4 protein-coding genes are annotated in these 16,653 nt (G+C 74.0%); all 4 read left to right on the top strand.

Translation table 11 applies throughout. The annotated features are described in order from the left end of the window. Window positions 1-642 precede the first annotated feature (642 nt). From FHS34_RS34445 to FHS34_RS34430, 4 genes are read left to right on the top strand one after another with little or no spacing between them, the layout of a single operon-like run. The gene (locus FHS34_RS34445; RefSeq protein ID WP_184972878.1) at window positions 643-6,966 is read left to right on the top strand and encodes a type I polyketide synthase; all 6,324 of its coding nucleotides are present in this window, start codon (window positions 643-645) and stop codon (window positions 6,964-6,966) included. Beyond that, window positions 6,959-12,694 carry a type I polyketide synthase gene (locus FHS34_RS34440; RefSeq protein WP_184972876.1) on the top strand — a complete coding sequence of 1,912 codons (5,736 nt, stop codon included), beginning with the start codon at window positions 6,959-6,961 and terminating at the stop codon, window positions 12,692-12,694. Before FHS34_RS34445 ends, FHS34_RS34440 begins: the two co-directional genes overlap by 8 nt. Beyond that, complete coding sequence (locus FHS34_RS34435; protein WP_184972874.1) at window positions 12,691-15,849, top strand: non-ribosomal peptide synthetase; 3,159 nt, start codon at window positions 12,691-12,693, stop codon at window positions 15,847-15,849. The genes FHS34_RS34440 and FHS34_RS34435 overlap by 4 nt, the downstream gene beginning before the upstream one ends. Continuing rightward, complete coding sequence (locus FHS34_RS34430) at window positions 15,833-16,597, top strand: thioesterase II family protein (protein WP_184972872.1); 765 nt, start codon at window positions 15,833-15,835, stop codon at window positions 16,595-16,597. Before FHS34_RS34435 ends, FHS34_RS34430 begins: the two co-directional genes overlap by 17 nt. Window positions 16,598-16,653: the final 56 nt, after the last annotated feature.

The following is a 16,653-nucleotide window of genomic DNA, read 5'->3' as shown; positions in this document are numbered from 1 at the left end:
CGCGGCGGTGACCGTAGCGGGATGCGTGAGGCGCCCGCGGGCCCGGCACATCCGGGCCCGCGGCCGCCGCGGGCCCGGCCGTGACCGTCGGCGCGGCCAGTTCCGCCCGTCCGCCCGATGGCACCGCCTCACGGCGCCCGCGAAGCACCGTCGTCCCGCCTCGGGCGGGCGAGCGCGGTGTGCGGTACCGCCGTGTGTTCCGTACGGCGCATCACCCGCTGATTTCCGGTCTTCGGAGCTGCGGGCGTACGGCGCGACAAACCGCCCGGTCATCTCACTCACGGAATCTTCACAATGGTGAGAGGTGTCCGGCGCTCGGCCCTGCATTTCTCACCGTCGCGACTCCTGGTCGAAGCCGCTATCCACGCGCATTCACCCTGCCCACTGCGCCCGGCGCGTCCCGGCACGCAGTGCACCGGCATGCCATTCAGGCTTCCGCCGAATCGGCGCCGTAGCGGGAGATTTGCAGCACCTGTGCGCCTCCGGGCGGCCGGGTCGCCACCCCTCCGAAACGATCTTGACGGTCCTTCGCGTGGTGGGGTAGAAAGTAATTGATCTTGATGGCGCAAAATCGACTTTACCGTCGACTTCGAGTTGCGCTGTGCGACGTTTTTCATTCTTCACATACCGGCAGGGGGAGAAGTGCGCGCTGCGGGCGACATAACCGCGTGGCTGAAAAGGGAAATCGGGGACGAGGTCGGGAGAGAACTGCGTGATCTCGACCTGGACACCCAGTTCCGGGACCTAGGCCTCGACTCCGAGCGTCTGACCGCCCTCACCGTGCGGCTGGCCGAGTACCTCCGGACGTCGCTCAGCCCCACCGTGGCCTGGCACTTCCCGACCGTCTCCGCCCTCGCCGACGCCCTCGGCGAAGGCGGCGCCACCTCGCCGCAGCGCACCGCGCCGACCGAAGCCGCGCCCCTGCCGGCGACCGACGAACCCATCGCCGTCGTCGGCCTGGCCTGCCGCTTCCCCGGCGCCCCCGACCTGGAGGGCTACTGGGACCTGCTGCGCTCCGGCACCGACGCCGTCACCGACATCCCCGCCGAGCGGTGGGACTCCGCGGCTCTCTACGACCCGGACCCGGCCGCACCCGGCAGGCTCAGCACCCGCCGCGGCGGCTTCCTCACCGACGTGGACCGGTTCGACCCCCGGTTCTTCGGCATCTCCCCGCGCGAGGCCGCCGAGATGGACCCCCAGCAGCGCCTCGCCCTCGAACTCGCCTGGAACGGCCTGCAGGACGCGGGGATACCGCCCGGCTCCCTGCACGGCAGCAGCACGGGCGTCTTCCTCGGAACCCTGTGGAGCGACTACGCCCGCCTCGCCGGACGCGGTCTCGACGCGGTCCGGCAGCACACGGCCACCGGCCATGAGCCGAGCATCGTGCCGGCCCGCATCTCCTACACCCTCGGCCTGCAAGGGCCCAGCATCGGCGTCAACACCGCCTGCTCGTCCTCGCTGGTCGCGCTGCACCTCGCCTGCCAGAGCCTGCGCTCCGGCGAGAGCGGCCTCGCGCTCGCCGGAGGCGTCAACCTCGTCCTCGCCCCCGAGAGCAGCGCCGCGATGTCGAAGTTCGGCGCCATGAGCCCGCACGGGCGGTCCGCGGCCTTCGCCGCTTCCGCCGACGGCTACGTCCGCGCGGAGGGCGGCGGCGTCGTGGTACTCAAGCGGCTGTCGACGGCGCTGGCCGACGGAGACCGGATCCACTGCCTGATCCGCGGCAGCGCGGTCAACAACGACGGCCCCAGCAACGGCCTGACCGCCCCCAACCCCGCGGCGCAGCAGGCCATGCTCCGCACCGCCTACGCACGTGCCGGCGTCGGGGCGCACGAGGTGCAGTACGTGGAGGCGCACGGAACCGGGACCCGGCTCGGCGACCCCATCGAGGCCCACGCGCTGGGCACGGTCCTCGGCCAGGGCCGGCCCGCCGACGCACCCCTGCTCATCGGATCGGTCAAGACCAACATCGGCCACCTGGAGGCGGCGGCCGGAGTCGCCGGGCTCATCAAGGTCGCCCTGTCCATGCGCCACCGCCTGCTGCCCGCCACCTTGCACCACGACGCGCCGAACCCCGACATCGACTTCGACGGCCTGCGCCTCGCGGTCCCCACCGAGCCCGTCCCGTGGCCGGCCGACGGCGACCGCCTCCTGGCCGGCATCAGCTCCTTCGGCTTCGGCGGCACCAACTGCCATGTCGTCGTGGAAGGACCCCCCGGCGCCCACGCCCATCCGCTCCCGCTGTCCGCACCCACCGCCGAAGAGCTGCGGAACAGCGCCCGGGCACTGCTGGACGCGGTCGAGGAGAACCCGGCGCACGCGGCCGCCGACTGGTGCGCGGCCACCGCGCTGAACCTGAGCGCCCACCCCTACCGGGCCGCGGCCACCGTACGCGACACCTCGCAATTGTGCGCCGCCCTGCACGACATCGCCTCCGGCGCCGTACCCGCCACCACCACCGCCGCCGGCCCCCGTACCGCCTTCGTGTTCTCCGGACAGGGCTCGCAGTGGTGCGGCATGGGACTGGACCTGCTGCACAGCGAACCGGTCTTCCGGCAGGCCCTGGAGGAATGCGACGACCTGATCCGCGCGCGGTCCGGGATCTCCGTCGTCGACGAACTGCGCCGCCCCGCCCACGCGTCCCGGCTGGACGAGACGACCGTGCTGCAGCCCGCCGTCTTCGCCGTCCAGGTCGCCCTCGCCGCCCTGTGGCGCTCCTGGGGAGTGACACCGGACGCCGTGGTGGGCCACAGCCTCGGCGAAGTGGCGGCAGCCCATGTGGCGGGCGCACTCGGCCTGGAGGACGCGGTGCGGGTCGTCTGCGAGCGCAGCCGCCAGATGAGCCGGATCGACGGCGAGGGCTCGGTGGCGGTCGTCGAAGTGCCCTTCGCCGACCTGCCGCAATTGACCGCCGCCCACCCCGGCGTCCACGCCGCGGGCGCCAACTCCACCACCACCTCCGTGCTGTCCGGCGACACCGCGGCACTCGACGCCTGCCTGGCCGGCCTCGACGAGCGCGGCATCCGCCACTGGCGCGTGAACATGGGTGTCGCCTCCCACAGCGGACAGTGCGACCCGCTGCTCCCCGCCCTGCGCGCCGGCCTGGACGGCATACGGCCGCGCCGGACCACCGTGGCGATGGTGTCTTCGGTGACCGCCGGCTTCGTCGACGGCGACGAACTCGGCGCCGGCTACTGGGCGGACAACCTGCGCCGCCCCGTACTGTTCGCGCACGCCGTCGAGCTGCTGCTCGAACACGGCTACGACCACTTCATCGAGGTCAGCCCGCACCCCGTGCTCGCCACCTCGGTGACGGCGATCGCCCGGGACCGCGACACGACGGTGAACGTACTGCTCTCCCAGCACCGCGGCAGGAACGCCCGCGAGGTCATGCTGCACACCCTCGGAGAACTCCACCGCGCCGGACGCGACCTCAGCTGGCGCAAGGTCTTCCCGGCCGACCTGCGCCCGGCGCCCCTTCCCGCGCACCTCACCGCCTCCGCCTCCCCGTCCCAGCCGGAGCAGCGGCCGCGCACGCTCCCGCTGAGCGCGCACTCCGGACCGGCACTGCGCCAACTCGCCCGCGAGACGAAGGCACTGCTCGACCCGCCCGGCCTCGTCGATCTCGACGACCTGTGCCACACCGCGACGTTCGCCCGCGACCGGCACGAACACCGCGCACTCGCCGTGTTCGAGTCGCCCGCGGAACTCGGCGACCTCCTCGACGCCTGCGCGGACGGCCGGCAGACGGAGCACCTGGCCACCGGAAGGGCCCGGCGCGCGACGGCCGGCCCGGTCTTCCTCTTCTCGGGCCAGGGAGCCCAGAGCGCCCGCATGGGCTGTGAACTCTTCGCCCACGAACCCGTGTTCCGGGAGGTCGTCGAACGCTGCGACGCCTGGCTGGCCCAGGAGGCGGGCTGGTCGCTGATCGCGGAACTGCACACGGCCGCGGAGTCGTCACGCATCGACGAGACGGAGATCACCCAGCCCGCCCTCTTCGCCGTGCAGGCCGGCCTGGACGCCCTGCTGCGGTCCTGGGGCGTCCAGCCGGCCGCCGTCGCCGGACACAGCGCCGGCGAGATCGCGGCGGCCCACTGCGCAGGCGCCCTCACCCTGGAAGACGCCCTCCTGGTCGCCCTGCACCGCGGCCGCATCCTGCAGAAGGCCACCGGCACCGGGCGCATGGCCGCGGTGGGCCTGGCCGCGCACGAGGTCGCCGACCTCCTGCGCCGGCGCCCCGGCGACGTGTGCGTCGCCGCCGTCAACGGCCCCCGCACCACCCTGCTCAGCGGCGAGACGCAAGCACTGCGGGAACTGCTCGACAGCCTCGACCCCGCCGTCTTCCGCAAGGAACTGCGCGTCGGCTACCCCTCACACAGCGCCCAGATGCGGGAGTACGGTCCGGAACTGGGCCGGCTGCTCGCCGCCGTCCGGCCCCGGCCGGGCGACATCCCGGTGTTCTCCACCATCGACGGCGACTTCCGTGACGGCGAGCACTTCGACGCGGCGTACTGGGTCCGCACCATCAGCGAGCCCGTGCGGTTCGCCCCCGCCGTCGCGGCCCTGGCCGCAGCCGGGCACCGGTCGTTCGCCGAACTCGGCCCGCACCCCGTCCTCGTGGCCCCCACCACCCAGATCCTGGAGGAGAGCGGCCACCCCGGCGTCGTCGTCGCGACCATGCGCCGGGACAGCGGAGAGCGGCGAACGCTCCGCGAGGCCGCCGGCACCCTGTGGGCGCACGGCCAGGACATCGACTGGAAGGCCGTGGGCACCCGCCCCGGACGCCTGCTGTCCACCCCCGGCTATCCCTGGCAGCGCGAACGGTACTGGATCGACCCCGCCCCCCTGCCCACCGCAGGGACCGCCCGGACGCCGCTCCTGGACCGGCTGGCCCAGGGCGAGATCGACGGCGTCGCCGACGCGCTGGCCCGCGACGGCCGCCTGACGGACGCCGAACGAGCCCTGCTGCCCGCCGTCCTGCGCCGGCTGGCACCGCCTGCCGCCGAGGACCCGGCCGACTGGCTGCACCACCTCACCTTCCACCCGCAGCCGCTCGCCAGGACGGCCGCGACCACCACGTCCGGCACCTGGATCGCCCTGACCGACGATCCGCACGGCCCCCAGGCCCGCGCGACGGCACAGGCGCTGCGCGCCGCCGGCCAGGACTGTGTCCTGCTGCCCGTCGGCGACGACGCCGGCCCCCGGCTCGCCGACGCGCTGCGCGACGCCGTCCGCGCCGCCCGCACCCCCTGCCACGGAGTGCTTCACCTGGCCGCAGTCCCCTCGGACGCCGGCCCGGAGGACAACCTCGCGCACGTCCTGCGCCCCGCCCTGGCCACCGTACGGGCCCTGGCCGCCTGGGAGGACGGACCGGCCCCCCGGCTCTGGCTCGTCACCACCGCCGCCCAGCCCGTGCCCGGACACCCGGTGGAAGGCCCCCTGGGCCACAGCGCGCTGTGGGGATTCGGCCGCGTCCTGGCACTCGAACACCCCGAACTCTGGGGCGGACTCGTGGACCTCGACTCCGGCGAGCCGGCCCCGAACGCGACCGCCCTCGTCACCGAACTCCTCACCGGCGACGGCGAGGACCAGCTGGCCTTCCGCGCGGGTGCCCGCCACGTGGCGCGCATCGAGGCCGCGCCGCGGCGCACCACGGCGGGCGAACCGGTCACCGTGCGCGCCGACGGCGGCTACCTCATCACCGGCGGACTCGGCGGCATCGGCCTCGTGGTCGCCCGCCGGCTGGTCGAGGCCGGCGCCCGCCACCTGGTCCTCGTGGGCCGCCGCGCGCCCGACGCCGCCGCCCGCGCCGTCCTGGCCGATCTCGCCGCGGCGGGCGCCCGGGTGGACGTCGTACCGGCCGACGTCCGCAACGCCGAGGAGGTACGCGACGTGGTGGCGTCCTTCGGCGCGCAGCGGCCGCCCCTGCGCGGCGTCGTCCACGCCGCCGGCGTCCTCGACGACGGCACGATGCTCCAGCAGGACTGGGACCGCTACCTGGCGGTCCTCGCGCCCAAGGTGAGCGGCGCCCGCCACCTCGACGCCTGCACCCGCGACCTGCCGCTGGACTTCTTCGTGCTCTTCTCGTCGTTCGTCGCCGTCCTCGGCTCGCCCGGACAGGGCAGCTACGCGGCCGCCAACGCCGCCCTGGACAGCCTGGCCCACCGTCGCGCGGCCCGGGGACTGCCCGCCACCAGCGTCAACTGGGGCCCGTGGCAGGGCGTCGGCATGACGGACTCGACAGCCGCGGCACACTACCGCTGGAACGAGCGCGGCGCCCGCACCATCGACCGCGACCACGGCGCCCGCCTCCTCGACGAGATCTTCGGTCACGACGCGGCCCAGCTCGGCGTCTATCGCGTCGACTGGACGGCCTACCACGACTGGCTGCCCGCCACCGCTCATCGCGGCACGCTCGCCCTGGTCCACCCCCCGGCCGGCACGGCCACCGCGGCCGCACCGGACACACCCGGCACGGACGCCCGACCCGACGGCGGCCACGCCCGGTCGCTGCCCGACCGGCTGGCCGCCACCGAACCCGGCGACCGGCTCGACTCCCTGATCGGCCATCTGACCGCCCTGGTCGCCGACATCGCGGGCTTCGCCGCCGACCACGAGGTCGACGCCGACACCGGCTTCTTCCAGCTCGGCCTGGACTCCCTGATGAAGCTGAAACTCGTGACGCGGCTGCGCCAGGAACTCGGCGACCGGATCACGATCCCGGGAACGCTTCCCTTCGACCACCCGACGTGCGCCGCCCTCGCCGCCCACCTCCTCGACGAACTGGCCCTCACCGCCCCGGCCCAGCCGGAAGAGGCCGGCCCGGGGGAGACCCAGGACGACCATGACGACACCGGTGTCGAAGCACTGCTGGCCGAGGTGGACAACCTCTCCGCCGACCAGGCGGCCCGGTACCTGGACCAGCTGACGCTGGGTGACGAGCTCGCAGGAGACCAGACGCATGACTAGCATCACCGACCGCATCGCAGCCCTTCCCGCTGCCCAGCGGGCCCTGATCGAGGAGCGCCTGCGCCGGAAGAAGACCGACCCCGCCACTCCCGAGCCGATCGCCGTGGTGGGCATGGGCTGCCGCTTCCCCGGCGGCGTCACCGACCCCGAGACGTACTGGAACCTGCTCACCGCTCAGACGGACGCCACCCGCTCCGTCCCCGCGGACCGCTGGAACGCCGAACTCCTGCACGACCCCGACGGGGCCCGCCCCGGCTCCACCCGCTCCACCCGGGGCGGATTCCTCGACTCCATCGACACCTTCGACGCCGAGTTCTTCGGCATCTCCCCGCGCGAGGCCGAGACCCTCGACCCGCAGCACCGGCTGCTCCTCGAAGTCGCCTGGGAAGCCCTCGAACACACCGGACAGGCCCCCACGGCGCTGCGCGGAAGCAGCACCGGCGTCTTCGTCGGCATCGGCATCGACGACTACAAACTGCTGCAGACCAGCGACCCCGCCCGGCTCGACGGCCACATGGCCACGGGCAACCTCTTCTGCACGGCGGCCGGCCGCATCTCCTACCACCTCGGCGTGCACGGCCCGTCCCTGGCCGTCGACACCGGATGCTCCTCGTCCCTGGTCACCGTCCACCTGGCCATGCAGAGCCTGCGCTCGGGCGAGTGCGACCTCGCGCTCGCCGGCGGCGTCCACCTCATGATCGCCCCCGAGATGACCATCGACCTCTCCCAGGCCGGAGTCCTCTCCCCGCAGGGCCGCAGCCGCGCCTTCGACGCCGACGCGGACGGCTACGCCCGCGGCGAAGGCGCCGGCATCGTCGTCCTCAAGCGCCTGGCGGACGCCCAGGCCGCGGGCGACACCGTCCTCGCCGTGCTCAAGGGCTCCGCCGTGAACCACGGAGGCCGCGGCAGCGGCCTCACCGTGCCCAACGGCAACGCCCAGAAAGCCCTCATCACCACCGCACTCAAGGCCGCCGGAGCCGCCCCCGCGGACGTCGACTACGTCGAGACCCACGGCACCGGCACCCCGATCGGCGACCCCATCGAGGCCAACGCGCTCGGCGCCGCCTACCGGCCCGGGCGAGACCCCGAACGCCCGTTGCGGATCGGCACGGTGAAGACCAACCTCGGCCACCTGGAGGCGGCCGCCGGCGTCGCCGGGCTGATGAAGGTCGTGCTCTCCCTCCAGCACCAGCGGATACCCGCCCACCTCCACCTGCGCGCCCGCACCCCGCACGTGTCCTGGGACGAACTCCTCCTCGACGTGCCCGCCCGGCCCCTGCCCTGGCCCCGGGGCGACAGACCCCGACTGGCCGGGGTCAGCTCCTTCGGCATCGGCGGCACCAACGCCCACGTGATCGTGGCGGAGGCGCCCGCACCCCCACAGCCCCCCTCCGCCCCGGCCGGCCGGGCCCGCCCCGGCCACCACCCCCTCACCCTGTCCGGCCCGGACGAGCCCGCCCTGCGCCGCGTCGTGGAGCAGTACCGGCGCCACCTGGCGGCGCACCCGGACCTCGACCTCGCCGGCCTCGCGTACTCCGCGAACACCGGACGCACCCACTTCGACCACCGCGCCTTCTTCACCGCCTCCCGGACCGAGGACCTCACCGCCCAGCTCGCGGCATGGCAGGCACCCTCCACACCGGCCACGCCGCGCGGCACCGGCCGGGAACTGCGCACCGCCTTCCTCTTCACCGGACAGGCCTCCCAGTACCTCGGCATGGGCGCCGGGCTCTACGCCGTCCAGCCGGTCTTCCGCCAGGCCCTGGACACCTGCGCCGCACTGATCGACGAGCGCTACGGATGGTCCCTGACCGACCTGCTGTACGGGCCGGACGCCGACCCCCGCCTGATCGACCGGACCGAGTACGCCCAACCGGCCCTGTTCTCGGTGGCGTACGCGCTGGTGTCCATGTGGCAGGCGTGGGGTGTGAAACCCTCCCTCGTCCTCGGACACAGCATCGGCGAGTACGCGGCCGCCTGCGCGGCCGGCGTCCTGCGGCTGGAAGAGGCCCTGCCCCTGATCGCCGAACGCGGCCGGCTCATGGGTGAGCTGCCCCAGGGCGGCGGCATGGCCGTCCTCGCCACGGACGAGGCGACCGTCACCGACCTCCTCGCCCCCCACGCGGGACGCCTCTGCGTCGCCGCCGTCAACGGCCCCCTCCAGACAGCCGTGTCCGGCCCCCTCGACGCCCTGGAAGACCTGCTCGCCGCGGCCCGCGACCACGGCATCGGCGGCCGCCGCCTGGAGACCTCGCACGCCTTCCACTCCGCGCTCATGGACCCGATGCTGGAGGCGTTCGGCTCCCGGGCCGCCGGCCTGAGCCCCCGCACGGGCACGGTCCCGGTCATCTCCACCGTGACGGGCGCACCACTGCGCGGTGAGGACATGGCCGCGGACTACTGGCGGCGCAACGTCCGCGAGCCGGTCCGGTTCCTGCCGGCCGTCCGCGCCCTGCTGGAGCGCCGCTTCGACATCGCCCTGGAGATCGGCCCCGACGCCGTGCTCACCCGCCTCGTCACCCGGCAGGGCCTGGACACCCGCGAGGACCGGCTCTGGCTGCCCTCCCTGACCCGCCGCACCGACGACTGGCAGCAGGTCCTGCAGACCCTGGGCAGCCTCTACCAGGCCGGGGCCGACATCGACTGGCAGGCCGTGCACGCGGGGACTCCGGCCGCCAGGGTCACCCTGCCCACCTACCCCTTCGACCGCAGGCGCTACTGGCGGGACACCCGGACCGGACGCTCCGAACGGCCCGTCGGCACCCCCGTCTTCCCCGGCACCCCGCTGAGCTCGCCCGCGCTGACCGGCACGGTGTACCAGAGCCGGTTCACGGCCGATGCCCCGGCCTTCCTCGCCGACCACGTCCTCTTCGACGAGGTGGTGGTCCCGGCCGCGTCCCATCTCGCCATGACCCTGGCGGCCGCCGTCCAGGACCTCAGCCCCGCCGGCGGGGGCGTCCTGCTCGAAGGAGTCTCCTTCCCGCAGGCCCTGACACCGTCCGGCACCGGCCGCGACGTCCAGCTGATCATCGAGGAACCGGACACACCCGAGCACACCCCGGCCTCGGCCGGCGCACAGCCCAGAACCTTCCGCGTCGTCAGCGCACCCGCCGGCACCAGCGGTCCGCGCACCTGGACCAGCCACGCCCAGGGCACGCTGCGCCCGACGCCGGCCCCCGCGACCCGGCCGCGCTCGACCCCGCCCGCCGACCTCTTCGACGAGCCCGCCGGCCTCCTCGACGGACCCGCCGACCCCCTCGACGAGCCCGGTGAGCGCTTCGACGGCACCGCCTTCTACGCGGCCATGCACGCCTCCGGCGCCGACCTCGGCCCGGGCTTCCGCCGCCTCGGACGGCTACGGCGCCGTCAGGGCGAACTGCTGATCCGCATGGACACACCCGAGTACGACGGCGCCGACGGCCCGTTCCTGCTGCACCCCGGTCTCGTCGACGCGTGCGTCCAGGCCGTGGTGGCCCTGGCGTGGTCGGCCCGCCCCGATGCCGCGCTCGGCGTCCGCGTCCCCATCCGGCTCGACGCCCTGCGCCTGCACAAAGCGCCCTCCGGCGAAGGCCTTTGGTGCCGCGTCGAGGAACAGCCGGACCTCAGCCCGGACGGCGACACGACCGTCGCCGATCTCACGCTGCTCGACGCCGGCGGCGAGGTCGTCCTGGAACTCGACGGCCTGTGGGTCCGCCGTGTCTCGGCATCGGCCCTGCTGCGCCGGGACACCGCCGTCATCCAGCTCCCGGTGTGGCAGGCCACGCCCCCCGCGTCTCCCGCCGCCACGGTCGCCGCGAACTGGCTGGTCCTCCCGGACCGCGGGGGAGTGGGGGCCGCCCTGGCCGCACAACTGCGCGACGCGGGCCACTCGGTCGTCCTCGCCGAGCCCGCGGGCGACGCCGGCGGCGAAGACACCGACGCGGCCCGGATCCGGGAGGCCCTGAACCGGCTGAGCGCCGCGGACACCGGCCGGACAGCGGATGCCGCGGCCCCCGGCCCTCGCCGCCCGCTGAACGTGGCCTTCCTGCGCGGCCTCGACGAACCCGGGGACGCGCTCACCGCGGACGTCCTCGACCAGGCGCAGCGGCACGGAACCGGCGCCCTGCTCACCGTCCTGCAGACGCTGGCCACCACCGGGGAGGGGGCCAGGGTCCTCGTGGCGACGCGTGGCGCCCAGTCGCCGGACACGACGCCGGCCACACCGGCCGGCGCCCTGGCCCACGCCCCGCTGTGGGGCCTCGCCGCCATCGCGAACGCCGAGAACCCCGAGGTCCGATGCACCCTCGTCGACCTGGACCCGCACGGGCAACCCCCGGCGAGCGCGGCTGCCGGTCTCCTCGCGGAGGCCCTCGGCACCGGCGATGACACACAGGTCGCCCTCCGCGACGGCCGCCGCCACGTCGCCGGGACGGCCCCGGCCGCCCCGGCCGCCCCGGCGGACACGGCGGACACCGGCCCGGTACGACCGGACGGCACCTATCTGGTCACCGGCGGGCTCGGAGCACTGGGCCTGCACACGGCGGACTGGCTGGTACGCCGAGGGGCCCGGCACCTCGCCCTGATCGGACGCGGCGCCCCCTCGGCCGCCGCCGAGCGCAGGATCCACGCCTGGCGGAGCAAGAGGGTCCGGGTGGCGGTCCACCGAGCCGACGTCGCCGACGTCCGCGCCCTGCGCCGGGTCCTGACCGACGTGAACGGCTCCCTGCCCGCCCTGCGCGGCGTCGTGCACGCCGCCGGCGTCCTGGACGACGGAGCCCTGCAGCGGCAGACCGCCGAGCGGCTGCGCACGGTCATGGCCCCCAAGATGTCCGGCGCCTGGAACCTGCACGAGCTGACACAGGACGCCGAACTGGACTTCTTCGTCCTGTACTCGTCCGTCGCCGCCCTCATGGGCTCGCGCGGCCAGAGCGGCTACGCGGCCGCCAACGCCTTCCTGGACGCCCTCGCCCACCACCGGCGGTCCCGCGGCCTGCCCGCCACGAGCGTGGCGTGGGGCCCGTGGAGCGGCGCCGGAATGATCTCCACGCTCGATGAGCACGCCACCCGCCGCGTCCACGGCAAGGGCTTCGGCATGCTGGAACCCGAACCCGCCTTCCGCGCACTGGAAGAGCTCGTGCGCTCCGGCGCCCACCACGCCTACGTCCACGCCGGCCAGGCCACCGACGCCCGCCCCGACGGGACGCCGGCCCGCACCCGGACGCACGGGCGGACCCCGGCCGCCGCACGGCAGACCGTGTACGACCGGCCCGCGGGACTCGGCCCCGCCACCGCCGCACGCAACACCACCGAAGCCACCCTCGTCTCGATCTGGGAGTCACTGCTCGGCATCCACCCCATCGGGACCGAGGACGACTACTTCCAGCTCGGCGGCGACTCGATCACCAGCCTCCGGATCATCAGCCGCGCCAAGCAGGCCGGCATCCGGCTCACCGAGGCCGACTTCTTCACCCACCCGACGGTGGCGCAGCTGGCGGCGATGACCTCGCCCACCACCGCACCCCCGTCCCCGCCGGCCGGGAGCCCGGCACCCGAACCAGGCGGAACCACCGCGCACCCGCAGCCGGCCACCGACCGGACCCCGCCCGCCCGCGTCCCCGCCACCCACCTCGCCGAGGGCGACCTGCGGCACCTGCTGTCCCGGATCGGCGGCGTCATGGCCGGTACGGACGATCCCGTGGCCACCCACGCCACCCAGGCCGACGCACGCACAGAAAGGCAGAACGGATGACCACGAGCGTCGAGGGGGTCCACCCCCTCTCCCCGCTCCAGCAAGGCCTGCTCTACCACACCATCCTCGACCCCGGCACGTCCTTCTACGTCGACCAGATCATCCAGAGCCTCGACGGCGACCTCGACGCCGACGCGCTGGAGCAGGCCTGGCAGCGGGTCGTCGACCGGCACGCCATCCTGCGCACCTCCTTCCACTGGGAGGAGATCGAGGAACCGGCACAGGTCGTGTACGCCCAGGGCGTCGCCCCCGTCGAACGACACGACTGGCGCACCACCGGGAGCGACGCTCTGGAGGAGCGGCTGGAGAGCTTCCTGCGCGCCGACCGCGGCCGGGGCTTCCGACTGGACCGCCCGCCGCTGCTGCGGCTGCACCTGCTCCGCGTGGCCGAACGCCGCCACATCTTCGTCCTGCGCTACCACCACATCCTGCTCGACGCCTGGTCGGCACTGATGCTGCTGGACGAGACCTTCACGTCGTACGACAGCCTGGTGCGCGCGGAGCCGCAGGCCCTCCGCAGGGCACGCCCCTACCACGACTACGTCACCTGGCTGCGAAGCCAGGACACGAGCCGGACCGAGCAGTTCTGGCGCACCGAACTCGCCGGCTTCCGGCCCGAACCCATCGCCCTGCCGGCCCCCGAGCGCCCGGAACCCGGCAGCGGGGAGCGGGAGAACCCGGAGCTGTCGCGGGTGCTGGACAGCGACACCGCCGACGCCCTCAAACGACTCGCCCGCGACCACCGGCTCACCCTCAGCACCGTGCTGCAGACCGCCTGGGCGCTGGTCCTCAGCCGCTACACCGGCCGGCCCGACGTGGTGTTCGGCATGACGATGACCCACCGTCCGGCCGAACTCGACGGCATCGAGGACACGCTCGGGTTGTTCATCAACACCCTCCCGCTGCGCGCCCACCTCGACCCGCAGCGCCCCTTCGCGGAGGCGTGCGCCGAGCTGCAGGCCACGCAGACCCGCGTACGGGGCCATCTCGGCAGCGCCCTCGCCGACGTCCAGCAGTGGAGCGGCGCCGAGGCCGGCGAGCCCCTGTTCGACAGCATCATGACGATCCTCAACGTGCCCAGGATCGGCGACCTGGGCAAGCGGGCCGGTGAACTCACCGTCCGGCGTGGGGAGTACCGCTACCACACCAACTATCCGCTGGCCGTCCTCGTCGTCCCGGACGAGGAGATCAACCTGCGGATCGGCTACGACCCCACGCGCTTCGACGCGGCCGCCATCGAGCGCCTGCTGGGACACTTCGTCACCGTCCTGAAGTCCGTCGCCGCCGACTTCACCCGCCCGCCCGGCCGGATCAGCCTGCTGACCGACGAGGAACGGCGGACCATCGACGCCTGGGGGCGCGGACCGGTCACGGAGCGTCCGGCGATCTCCCTCCACCGGCTCTTCGAGGAACAGGCCCGGGCCACACCCGACGCCCCCGCACTGACTCACGGCTCCCGCCTCCTGACGTACCGTCAACTCGACGAGCGCGCCAACCGACTGGCCCGTCTGCTGCACGAGCGGGGCGTCACGCCCGAAGCACGCGTGGGACTCTGCCTGGACCGGTCGACGGACCTGGTCGTCGCGCTGCTCGGTGTGCTCAAGGCGGGCGGCGCCTTCGTGCCGCTCGACCCCGCCTACCCCCGGGACCGCCTCGACTTCATGAGCCGGGACGCCGGACTCTCCCTGCTTCTGACGGACCGCACGACCCGCCGGCACCTCTCGGGCCTGGACGTGCCCTGCCTCCAACTGGACGAGGAGCACGAGAACCTCGACAGCTACGACCCGGCCCCCCTCGCCGGCGACGTCCCGCCCGGCAGCCTCGCCTACGTCATCTACACGTCCGGGTCGACCGGTCGCCCCAAGGGAGCCCTCCTCACCCACGAGGGCGTGGTGAACAGCTGCCTCGCCCAGCGCGACGTGTTCGGCGTCGGCCCGCACGACCGGGTACTGCAGTGGGCTTCCCCCAGCTTCGACGCCTCGGTGTTCGAGGTCTTCCTCGCCCTCGGCGCCGGAGCGGCCCTGTGCCTCGGCGCTCAGGAGGAACTCCTGCCCGGCCCCGCCCTGGTCGACCTGATGGCACGCGAGCGCATCACCTGGCTGGTCATGGCGCCCTCGGCGCTGGCGGCCCTCCCGGCGGACGCCCCCGGCCGCCTCCCCGGACTGCGCGGTATCGTCCTCGGCGGCGAATCGCTGTCCCCGGAACTGATGGCACGCTGGTGCCCCGGACGTCAGGTCTTCAACGTCTACGGCCACACGGAGACCAGCATCTGGGCCACCGTGCAGGAGTGCGCCGCCGACGGCCGCCGCCCCTCCGCCGGCGTCCCGGTGCGCGGCGTACGCCTCCACCTGCTCGACGGCGACGGCAACCCCGTTCCGGTCGGCCTGCCCGGCGAGCTCTGGCTCGGCGGTGTCGCCGTCGGCCGCGGCTACCTGAACCGGCCCGGCCTCACCGCCGAGCGCTTCCCCGAGGACCCCTTCGACCCGACCGCCGGCTCCCGGATCTACCGCAGCGGCGACCTGCTGCGCTGGCGCCCCGACGGCCGTCTCGAATTCGTCGGCAGGGCCGACGGGCAGACCAAACTCCGCGGCCTGCGCATCGAGACCGGAGAGGTGGAGAGCGCGCTGCGCGAGCACCCGGCCGTCAAGGACGCCGCCGTCCAGGTCCGGGCGGGCGCGGCGGACGGCGACCAACTCCTGGTGGCCTACCTCGTCATGACGCCCGAGGACACGCATCAGGAGGCGGACTGGCGGGACTTCCTGCGGCAGAAGCTCCCCGACTACATGGTGCCCAACGCCTTCGTCACGCTGCCCTCCCTGCCCCTGACCGCCAACGGCAAACTGGACCACGCCGCGTTGCCGGCCCACGAGCGTGCCCTGACCACCGACACACGCACCCGGCCCACGACCCCGTTCGAACAGCGGATCGCCGAACTGTGGGCCCACACCCTCGGCCTGGAGAGCGTCGGCGCGCACGAGGACTTCTTCGCGCTCGGCGGCAACTCCATCAAGGCCACCCGCATCGCGTCGCGCATCCGCCAGGAATGGCAGGCCGACTTCTCCGTCCGCGTGGTGATGGAGAACCCGACCGTCGCCGGCTGCGCCGCCGCCCTCGACCGGATACTGCAGAAAGAGTCCCATGACCACCGCAGCTGACGACCCCGCCGCCCTGTTCCCCTTCGGCCTTCCCGACACCGAGGCCCTCGTACGGGTCTTCTGCCTGCCGTACGCGGGCGGTGGCGCCGGCCTCTACCGGTCCTGGGCCGGCCACACGGCCGCGGGCGCGCAGTTCGTCCCCGTCCAACTGCCCGGCCGCGAGAACAGGATGACGGAGGAGCCCGAGACGGACTTCGACGCCCTCGCCGGCGGACTGGCCCGCCGGATCGCGCCGTGGACCGGGGAACGGTACGCCCTCTTCGGGCACAGCATGGGCGGCCTGCTGGCCTACGACATCGCCCACCGGCTGCACGAGCTGACCGGCACCCCCGCCGAGCTGCTCACCGTCTCCGCGTGTGCCGCCCCCGACGTCGAGCGGCCCGACTGGAGCATCCACGGCCTGCCCCGCGACGAGTTCGTCGAACGGCTGCGCAACCTCAACGGCACCCCGCAGGAGGTGTTCGAGGACGAAGACCTCCTCGATCTGTGCCTGCCCCGCATCCGCGCGGACTTCTCGGTCCTGGCGAGCTACCGCTACCGTCCCCGCCCGCCGCTGCCCATGCCGGTCACGGCCCTCGCCGGCACCCGCGACCCCCAGGTGCCCACCTGGTCCGTGGCCGACTGGCGACGGCACACCGACGGTCCCTTCACCCTGCACACGGTGGACGACGACCACTTCTTCCTCCACCGGCACCAGCAGACCGTCATCGGCCATGTCACCGACGGCCTCCGGTCGATGACCGCGTGACACCCACCCGCGACCCACGCGGACCCGCAGCGGACGGGTCGGCGTCCCGAGAACGT

The sequence above is a fragment of the Streptomyces echinatus genome, from assembly GCF_014203595.1.
Classification (GTDB): domain Bacteria; phylum Actinomycetota; class Actinomycetes; order Streptomycetales; family Streptomycetaceae; genus Streptomyces; species Streptomyces echinatus.
This window is presented reverse-complemented; position numbering and strand designations above follow the sequence as displayed.